This window comes from Nonomuraea cypriaca, from assembly GCF_015645445.1.
GTDB classification, from domain to species: Bacteria; Actinomycetota; Actinomycetes; order Streptosporangiales; family Streptosporangiaceae; genus Nonomuraea; species Nonomuraea cypriaca.
This window is the reverse complement of the sequence record NZ_JADOGI010000340.1, coordinates 1-8,706: the sequence shown is the minus strand read 5'-3', so window position 1 is coordinate 8,706 and position 8,706 is coordinate 1. Positions and strand designations below refer to the sequence as shown.

Sequence of the window (8,706 nt, the reverse complement as noted above, 5' to 3'; positions counted from 1 at the left end):
GACGTACTTAACGACTTCGGCCCGCAATTCGGGAGAGTAATGCCTCGGCTTCTTCGCCACTACCTTGCCTTCCGGGTGTCACGTAAACCCTACTTGGGTCCGTGTCCGGAAAGATCGGGGCACCCCACGTACGTGTTACCGCCGTATCTGCTTTTGGTGACCCACAGTCGAGCGAGGACTTTGCGATCGTCGGCTTGCTGGTTGTCCCGCTTGGCCTGGGTGCGCTGCTCGAGTTCGACGCAGACGTCGTCACCGGTGAACGCCTCCCGCCATACGTAGGGGGTGAGGCAGGTGTGCGGGCCGAGCTTGCCGTTCGTCCAGCGGGAGGCCTTGACGCGGTTGTCCTTGAGGACCTGCTCCCGGACGGCGGGATCGACACACACGAGATCGGAAGGACGGGCCGCCCAAGAGCATTCCCGAACTGTTGGCTGACGCCCCGAACCGGGTGTGGGCCTGGGATATCACGAAGCTGCGTGGCCCGGATAAGGGTATCTGGTATCACCTTTATACGATCATCGACATCTACAGCCGCTACGTCGTCGGCTGGATGGTCGCCTCGCGCGAATCGGCCGCGCTGGCCAAGCAGCTGATCGCCCAGACCGCCGCCAAACAGCAGGTCAACCGCGACACCCTGACCCTGCACGCCGACCGCGGCAGCTCGATGAAGTCCAAGACCGTCGCCGAACTGCTCATCGACCTGGGCGTGGCCAAATCCCACAGCCGCCCCAAGACATCCAACGACAACCCGCACGTGGAAGCGAGCTTCAAAACCCTGAAGTACTGTCCGGCCTTCCCTGGCCGATTCGGCTGCATCGAAGACGCCCGCGCGTTCTGCCAGGACTTCTAAACCTGGTACAACACCGACCACCACCACTCCGGGATCGGCCACCACCACCCGGTCGACGTGCACTACGGCCGCGCCGCCGAGGTCCGTGACCACCGCGCCCGCGTCCTGGCCGCCGCCCAGGCCACCCAACGTGACGCTCAACGGCGACCACTTCAACTTTGGCAAGGTCAAGCTCTCCATCCGCGCCAAGAAAACCGGCAACCAGCTGTACGGCGCCACGGTCACCGCGTTCCGGTACAACGGCCAGGCCGGAGGCAGCCTCGGCGTGATGACCACACTGCAGCCCTGCTCGGAGCCGGGGATCGACGCGTACGCCAGGGCGTACGACGTGCTGTCCAGACGCTGGTCGCCCACGCTCCCGGTCCGCATCTGCGCCCGATTCGACTAGTGAGTCGCGGAGGGGCATCGTCGGCAGGCAGATCACCGCCGACTCGCGGATCGCCTACCGGCGTCCTTCGCACGAGCTCGGCGCGCGGGTGGAGGTGATCTACAACCCCGGCCAACCCGCGAGAGGTCAGGGTCGCCGACTGCCGCCACGCTGACCGTGTCCGGCACCGTCTCCGACCTGGCCCGGGCCACGTCCACCTGCGGGTGGGTGGTGTTCGGCATCGCCACCGTGAACACGGCCGGAAACCGCGTGACCTGGAAGCGGCACCACGTCCGCACCTGCGCCTACCGCACGCCGAAGAGATTCTCCTTCACCAACCACCGGGTGTACCAGGTCGAGCTCAAGGTATGCGCCGAGCGCCGGGCCGCCGAGCCGTCGATGCAATGCACCGCCGGCAACCCCGCCTGGAAGACCCTCTACACCTCCCCGCACTGACCCGGCCCCGGTGTTCTCGATCGTGTACGGGGTGGGGCACTGACGCCAGTTCCGCGCATGGGCTGCGAGGGCGGAGCGGGCCCGTCCGCTGTCCACCAGCGCGCTGACGTCATCCCGCAGGGAACGGCCGGCCAGCATCCCGCTACCCGACGATCCCGGCGCGGCCCCGGAAGTACTCCCGGAACCGTGCGTGGCAGAAGCTGTACTCCTCATCACTGCGGTGCGGTGCGAGGCCGGGCGCAGCCCGGCGGTGGACGAGCAGGAAGCGGTGGATCTCCCGCAGGATGCTGTCGACTTCCCACGCCCGCCGGGCCGTGCAGCACGACCTGCGCGCCGATCGCCTGGTCGAGCAGATCTTGCCTGCCGGTGAAATCTGTCACGTCGTGCGGCAGCAGCACCGGCGGGCCTGCCCAGGCGTGCAGCGAGACGTCATCGTGCAGGATGCGGTGGTGGAGCAGCTGAAGTGCGGCGCCGGGTTCGATGGCATATCCGTCGCCGAGTCGGCCGCGCAGCGCCGCGTACGCAGCGAGCGCCTCCACGCGCCGGCCACTGCGGTACAACGCCAGCATGAACTGGCCGCGAAAGCGCTGCCAGAGCGGATACTCCTCGACAAGGCGCCGAAGCTCCGCAAGCACCTCGCGATGAGCGCGCGTAGCCGTTCCACGGTCAGAGGCCTGCGCGCGTTGAGCACGAACATCACGAGAAGATCCCGGTGCTTCGGCGCGGTCGGCGTGCAGTCCTTGCCGCCCTCACGCACCTCCAGCGGACCCATGATCCGAAAATCCACGATAAATTTCCTCGGCACACCGGATGAATGTTTGTCAAGAATCTGGTTGCGCTGTCCACATTCTGATCGCCGTTGTCCATACCGGCATCCAGCACAGGCGCGGTGCAAAAGCGTGCCACCCGCCGGGCCGCCTCGGCCTCCTTCTCAAAACGCCGCCGAAACTCCTCCCGATGCGCCTTATCCGGCCTCATCACCTTCACAGCGACCCGCTGGCCCTCAGGATCCTTCGCCAGATACACCACACCCATACCGCCCTCACCGAGCCGCCGGACAAGGGTATAAGGGCCGATGGTCCGCGCAGAAGTCCTGGTGCTGTCAGCATCCAGGCGGTCAGCCTTCCCGATCTATGCACCGCTGGCAATCGCAGAAGCAACACGATGCCCCGCAAACCTGCCCAGCGCCGCGTAACTCCGCTTCACACGCTCCGAGCTCACGCCCATGACATGTGACTCCTGGTATGGGACAGAGCGGTCGCAGGCACGGGTCCACACCGTCCCACGCCGGGCGCGACCACTCCATCCATGCAGTTCAAGCCGCATGTGAGTACTCGTGGAGGACGCCGCCGAGTCGGTCTCGTCGGCGTATGTTTAGGTCGATGATTCGTTCGGGGTCTGTGATCGAGTCCGGGGTGGGACCACTCGCCCTGGCCCGCACCCACCCTGCCCGCTCGCAGATCAGCCACCGCCTGCACGCTTTCTACACCTGGTGCGCCGACCACGCCTACCTGCCCGAACTCGTGACGCTCGCCGAGACGGTCGAGGCCTGGCAGAGCGAGATTGAGGCGTTCCTGCTGACCGGGATCACCAACGCCAAGAGCGAGGGGACCAACCGGGTCATCAAGCTCGAAGCCCGCTGCGCGTACGGCTTCCGCAACCCCGTCAACCAGCGCCTTCGGTCACGCTGCGCAACCACCCGCGGCAGCAGAAACCGAGCCATCCCCGCTTAAATTCGAAGACCCGGATTGAGTACGAGTTAGCACAGGCCGGCGTCGTCAACGAACAGCGTGGCGAGATCGACGGATCTGGTGCGGCCCGAGGCCCAAGTCACCATCACGACCGTATCGTGGACTTTCACGGTGACGGCCGACGGCCACTCCGCTGGCCGGACCGACCGGGCCAGGAGGTGGGCCGCGACGTGTACCGTTGGCCCGTCTTGACGGGTGGCAAGCAGGTACGGGACTGCCGACCATCGGCCCATCGCGCTGACATCGTCGTAGCGTGCGACGCCGCTCGCGTCGTACCCGTGCAGTCCGATCACGGCGGCGTACAGCCCGTCGGCACGCTCCACCTCGGCGACCGCGTCAACCTCCGCGGTGGCGGCCTCAACCGCGGTGCCGGTGTGCGCGCGGAGCGGTTCCACGCCGGTGAGGAGATGACCGCCTTCGCGGAGCGGCCCGGCGGGGCCGTCGACGAGGTGGCAGCGCAGCTCCCACGGGCCGTCGACCATGGAGGCGGTCACGATCCGCGTGCCGACCGGTCGTCCGTCGCGCTGCGGCACGTGCCACGAGGCTGCGTAACCGTCACCGACGGTATGGCCGCGGATCGGTCCCCGCCGCGACGGCCGGCCGGCGGCGTCGAGGAGCGCCACGTGATTGTCGATTCCCTCAACGGCCGCCCGGCCCAAGCCCGGAGTGGTATGCGTGGAGTAGCCGAACCGCGTGTACTGAGGATCGTCGACGTCGGAGTCGGGCGGCGGCTGCGCCGGCTGATGATCGCTGCCGTGGTTGGCCAGGCGCACGATGCCGTCGTGACCGTGCACCAGCCAACCGACGCTGGGCAGGGCAAGTGTGGGGGTGCCGGCGTCGGACGGCTGCGGAGACTCCGCGGCTGTCCACTCAGGATGGTCTGCGGGCAGAGCGAGACCGAGGAAACCGAGGCCCGCGTAGTAGGGCGAGCCGGGACCGCTGTACCGCTGCACCGACGGGAGATGCTCGGCGGCGTACCAGCCGAGCGTGAGCGGTCCGGTGGCACCGACCCCGGCGTTCACGAAATAGCGCAGCGTCCCGCTGGCGAGCCTGCGACTGGCGCCAGGCGCGAGCGGCGACACCCCTTCGGCCACGGCCGTCCAGAGTGGAGCGAGCACGGCGGGGCGGTACGTGAGCGAGCGGCCCTGGTACATCGGGGCGCCGTCGGGCGCAAAGAGGGGGGCGTAGCGCGCCACGAACTCGGCGAGGCGCTGCCGCCATCGCGCCAGGCCGGCGTCGTCTCCGGTCAACCGGTACCACAGGCCGAGGAGCGGGTGGATGACGTACGCGTTGTAGTGGTCCACGTGGCGCCCGTCGCCGTCGGTGTACCAGCCGTCACCCGCGTACCATTCTTCCAGCTCGGCGACGCGTTCGGCGTTGGCGCAACCATCGGTGTCTGCACCGACCGAGCGCAGGAAGGCTTCCGCCGCGGCGGGGAACAGCAGCCAGTTGCTGCGTGGGGCCCGGCGCTGCGCGTGATGGCGCAGCCAGTCGGCGGCGCGGTCGCGTACGTCGTCGTCGAGTGCGTCCCAGATGACGGCCCGCGAAAGGTGCAGGGCCAGGGCGAGCACGGCGGCCTCGACGATCGGTTGCCCGTTGCCGGGGCCGGTCTCGCCAATGCCACGCCCCCGGGGCCAGGCGTCCGGGGCATGCGCGGACGTGCCGTTGCGCAGCCCTTCGGCGTAGAAGCCGGCGTGGTCGTGGGGGTCGTCTCCGGTGGCGATCCGGCTCGCCGCGAGTACGAAGCTGCGCGCGAAGCCTTCGAGTCCGTCGGAGTGGATGCCGGAGTGGCTCGGCCGCCCTGGCGGCGTGATGAGCGCGTGGCCCGGCGAGGCGTGGTCGCGCAGCGGGAGCAGCCAATGATCGGCGACGGTCTCCCAGTGCGCTCGGGTCCAGCCGGTGAACGGGGATCGGCGCCGGTCCTCAGGTGGCAGCCAGTTCGGCAACGCCATGGTCACGCCGTCCTCGCGGTCGTCGCGGCTCATGCGATCCTCGCCAGATCCTGGTGGCTGACCGCGCCCTGCAAGGGTTGGCCGGTCAGGTACCGCTCGACCTCGGCTACGGCGTAGGCGCCGAGCCGGCGTACCTCGTTGCCGCGGGAGCCGGCGATGTGTGGCGTCAGGAGGACGTTGGGCAAGCTCAACAGGGGGTGGCTCGCGGGCAGCGGCTCGGGATCGGTCACGTCGAGTACGGCGTCGAGCCGGCCGGACCGGCAGTGCCGGGTGAGCGCGTCGGTGTCGATGAGCGATCCGCGGGCGGTGTTTATCACGACGCCGCCCGACCGGATCAGCCCGAGCCGCCGGTCGTCGAGAAGCCTGCGGGTCTGCGGAAGGGCCGGCGCGTGCAGCGTGACGATGTCGCTGGAGGCGCACAGGGTGTCGATGTCGACCAGGCGGGCGCCGAGTGTCGCGGCGGTCTCTTCGTCGACGTACGGGTCGGCGAGCAGGAGCCGCATGTCACGGTCGGCGAGCGCGGCGAGCACGAGACGGCCGATCCGCGATGCACCGACGACACCGACGGTGATCCCGTTGTTGCCGGCGTCCTCGCCGTCCCGCGGGCCCAGCCACCGCCCGTCGCGGTAGTCGTGGGCGAGGCGGAACACGCGCTTGCCGGCGAAGGTGATCGCGGCGACGGTGTACTCCACCACGGGGACCGCGTTCGCCTGCGCGGCCGATGACACGGCGATCCCTCGATGCCACACCTCCTCGGCGAGCAGGCCCTTTACCGAGCCGGCGGCGTGGATGACGGCACCGAGCATCGGGGCGCGGTCCAGCAGGTCGGTGTCGATGCGGGGTGCTCCCCAGCCGGTGAGCAGGATGGTCGCGTCCGCCAGCAGCGCCCGGGCCTGCGGGTCGTCCCATCGGCCGTGGACGGGGTCACGACGCACGTCGGCGACCGTGTCGAGTCTCGCGAGCAGCTCCGGCCCGAGCAGGTCGGGCGGAAGTGTGGGACGCATCGCGAGTACGACATGAGCATGATCCGCCACGGAACTCCCCCTGAAAAACGTAGCCTTGAGCGATCAAGATCGGAAAACGCTTGCGGAAAATCTGACGGTAACCTCTGGTCATCGGCGGGAACAAGCCCTTACTCTGACACAACATCGCAGCCGCTGCTCCCAACGGTGGCGATGAAGCTCCTGTTCGGAGCGCCACGGTTGACGCGGCTCGTTGCGGAAAGGTTTGAGAAACCGATTTGCATGGGCTGTTCGGCGAGAGGAGGCAGGGTGTCGACAACGCTGCCGTACGCGCAGCGCGATGCGTCCGCGGCTTCGGGAGGCGTCGGCCGCGGATCCGGCCCGCGCGCGCGGGCCAGGAAACGCTCCGACCGCAGACGGCGGGTACGGCGCGACGTGCTGCTGCTCGCGCTCATGGCTCCTGGCGTTCTGTACTTCGCGATATTCCACTATGGAGCGCTCGGCGCCAACGTCATCGCGTTCAAGCGCTACGTGCCGTTCATCGGCATCGTGGACAGCCAGTGGGCCGGTCTGGCCCACTTCGCGCGCATGTTCTCCGACGTCGCCTTCTGGCGAGCGGCGCTGAACACCCTGGAAATCTCGGCGCTCCAGCTCATCTTCTACTTCCCGATCCCGCTCGCGCTGGCGCTGCTGCTGCACAGCATCTCGAGCGTTCCGGTGCGGCGGTTCGTACAGAGTGTCGTCTATCTGCCGCACTTCATCTCGTGGGTGATCGTCGTCGCGCTGTTCCAGCAGATACTCGGCAATGCCGGGGTGCTCAACGGCATCCTCGCCGATAATGGACTGTCGATCGTCCACATCATCGGCAACCCCGACGCGTTCAAGCCCCTGATGATCGCCCAGGTGATCTGGAAGGACGCCGGTTGGGGCACGATCATCTTCCTGGCCGCCCTCCATCAGGTCGACGAGCAGCAATACGAGGCGGCCGCGATCGATGGCGCCGGGTGGTGGCGCCGGCTGTGGCATGTGACGCTGCCCGCCATCCGGCCCGTGCTGGCGTTACTGCTCATCCTGCGCCTCGGCGAGATTTTGTCGGTCGGCTTCGAGCAGTTCATCCTGCAGCGTGACAACGTCGGCCCGGCGGCGGGCGAGGTTATCGACACCTTCGTCTACTACACCGGGGTGCTTGGCGGCGATTGGGGCTATGGCGCCGCCGCCGGCCTGGTCAAGGGCGCGATCGGCGCGGTGCTGATCTACCTCGCCAACAAGGTCGCGCACCGTCTGGGAGAGCAGGGGGTGTACCGCTGATGGCACGCACGACGAGACCAGCCTGGCAGGGTCGTCCATCGCCGCTGACCCAGTCGGCGAAGACCGTCATCCTCACCGCGATCGTCATGATCGTGGTGGCGCCGTTCTGGGTGGTCGTCGCGACCAGCCTGGCCACCACCGAGGAGATCACCCGCAACGGCGGCTGGGTGCTCTGGCCCCAGCATTGGACGCTGGAGGCATACCGGGAGGTGCTCTCCGGCGGCATCGTCACCCATGCGCTGGTCATCAGCGTCGGCGTCACCGCCGTCGGCACCGCGGCCAGCCTGATCGCGACCATACTGCTCGCCTACGCCCTCGCCCGGCCTGGGGTTTTCGGCGGCAAACCGATCATGCTGCTCATCCTGTTCACGTTCCTGTTCCCGCCCGGGATGATCCCGGCCTACCTGGTGGTCCAGCAGCTTGGCCTGCTCGACAACCTGGGATCGCTCGTGTTGCCGGTACTCGTCAACGCGTTCAATCTCGTCGTGATGCGCGGCTTCTTCCAGGGCATCCCCGAGGATCTGCACAACGCGGCGCGTCTCGACGGCGCCGGAGAATTCCGCGTCCTCACCCGGATCGTCCTGCCGCTGTCGAAGGCGGTTGTCGCCGTCGTCGGTCTGTTCTACGCCGTCGGCTACTGGAATGCCTTCTTCAACGCGGTCCTCTACCTCAACGACGCCTCCGGCTGGCCGCTGCAGCCCGTGCTGCGGCTCTACGTCATCCAGGGCGCGCAGCTCGCCGACTCCGCTGCTGCCAGCGACGCGGGCACGTTCACCGCGCCGCAGTCGATCCAGATGGCCGCCCTGATCATCGCGACGGTACCCATTCTGCTCGTCTACCCATTCCTGCAGCGCTACTTCGTCAAGGGCGTCCTCACCGGCTCCATAAAGGCCTGACCAGCTCGGGTGCCCGACGGCCCAACGGGCCAGACCGGCGGGGAGGCCGCCACCTGAAGAAAGGAACAGATCATGGACGGATCGCGACTCTCGCGGCGTTCGTTGTTCCGCGCGGCGGCGGCAAGTGCCGCAGCCGTGGCGGTACCCGGCCTCGCCGGCTGCGGCAC

Annotated in this window: 9 protein-coding genes and 1 pseudogene; 6 read left to right on the top strand and 4 right to left on the bottom strand. The window is 68.1% G+C overall.

The genetic code is table 11. From position 1 onward, the window contains the following. Positions 1-89: 89 nt before the first annotated feature. The gene (locus ITP53_RS51600; protein ID WP_195902828.1) at positions 90-383 is read right to left on the bottom strand and encodes a hypothetical protein; all 294 of its coding nucleotides are present in this window, start codon (positions 381-383) and stop codon (positions 90-92) included. 26 nt (positions 384-409) lie between these two features. Here ITP53_RS51600 and ITP53_RS51595 point away from each other — a divergent pair. From ITP53_RS51595 to ITP53_RS51585, 3 genes and pseudogenes are all read left to right on the top strand, one after another. After that, positions 410-926, top strand: a pseudogene (locus tag ITP53_RS51595) (transposase); the annotation flags it as partial. Between the two features lie 6 nt (positions 927-932). Next, the gene (locus tag ITP53_RS51590; protein ID WP_195902826.1) at positions 933-1,235 is read left to right on the top strand and encodes a hypothetical protein; all 303 of its coding nucleotides are present in this window, start codon (positions 933-935) and stop codon (positions 1,233-1,235) included. Between the two features lie 156 nt (positions 1,236-1,391). Further along, positions 1,392-1,670 (top strand): hypothetical protein, encoded by a 279-nt coding sequence (locus tag ITP53_RS51585; RefSeq protein ID WP_195902825.1) that lies wholly within the window; start codon positions 1,392-1,394, stop codon positions 1,668-1,670. 212 nt (positions 1,671-1,882) lie between these two features. On the opposite strand, the gene ITP53_RS51580 is transcribed toward ITP53_RS51585, so the two are convergent. Beyond that, the gene (locus tag ITP53_RS51580) at positions 1,883-2,407 is read right to left on the bottom strand and encodes a BTAD domain-containing putative transcriptional regulator (protein WP_207757619.1); all 525 of its coding nucleotides are present in this window, start codon (positions 2,405-2,407) and stop codon (positions 1,883-1,885) included. Between the two features lie 645 nt (positions 2,408-3,052). On the opposite strand from ITP53_RS51580, the gene ITP53_RS51575 reads away from it, so the two are divergent. Next, complete coding sequence (locus ITP53_RS51575; RefSeq protein ID WP_236052122.1) at positions 3,053-3,403, top strand: transposase; 351 nt, start codon at positions 3,053-3,055, stop codon at positions 3,401-3,403. A gap of 26 nt (positions 3,404-3,429) precedes the next feature. Here the strand turns inward: ITP53_RS51575 and ITP53_RS51570 are convergent, their stop codons facing one another. After that, positions 3,430-5,406 carry a DUF2264 domain-containing protein gene (locus tag ITP53_RS51570; RefSeq protein WP_195902823.1) on the bottom strand — a complete coding sequence of 659 codons (1,977 nt, stop codon included), beginning with the start codon at positions 5,404-5,406 and terminating at the stop codon, positions 3,430-3,432. Beyond that, entirely contained in the window at positions 5,403-6,377 is a 975-nt protein-coding gene (locus ITP53_RS51565) for a hydroxyacid dehydrogenase (protein WP_195902822.1), read from the bottom strand. The genes ITP53_RS51570 and ITP53_RS51565 overlap by 4 nt, the downstream gene beginning before the upstream one ends. 267 nt (positions 6,378-6,644) lie before the next feature. Here ITP53_RS51565 and ITP53_RS51560 point away from each other — a divergent pair, with 267 nt between their 5' ends. Together ITP53_RS51560 and ITP53_RS51555 are read left to right on the top strand one after the other, a co-directional pair. Then, complete coding sequence (locus ITP53_RS51560) at positions 6,645-7,643, top strand: ABC transporter permease (RefSeq protein ID WP_207757618.1); 999 nt, start codon at positions 6,645-6,647, stop codon at positions 7,641-7,643. Then, positions 7,643-8,539 (top strand): carbohydrate ABC transporter permease, encoded by an 897-nt coding sequence (locus ITP53_RS51555; protein WP_195902821.1) that lies wholly within the window; start codon positions 7,643-7,645, stop codon positions 8,537-8,539. Before ITP53_RS51560 ends, ITP53_RS51555 begins: the two co-directional genes overlap by 1 nt. Positions 8,540-8,706 lie beyond the last annotated feature (167 nt).

What these genes read in the sequence shown, in the direction of transcription:
- ITP53_RS51575 (WP_236052122.1), top strand. Translation starts at nt 3,053, where the DNA reads ATGATTCGTTCGGGGTCTGTGATCGAGTCCGGGGTGGGACCACTCGCC.
- ITP53_RS51570 (WP_195902823.1), bottom strand. Translation starts at nt 5,406, where the DNA reads ATGAGCCGCGACGACCGCGAGGACGGCGTGACCATGGCGTTGCCGAAC.
- ITP53_RS51565 (WP_195902822.1), bottom strand. Translation starts at nt 6,377, where the DNA reads ATGCGTCCCACACTTCCGCCCGACCTGCTCGGGCCGGAGCTGCTCGCG.
- ITP53_RS51555 (WP_195902821.1), top strand. Translation starts at nt 7,643, where the DNA reads ATGGCACGCACGACGAGACCAGCCTGGCAGGGTCGTCCATCGCCGCTG.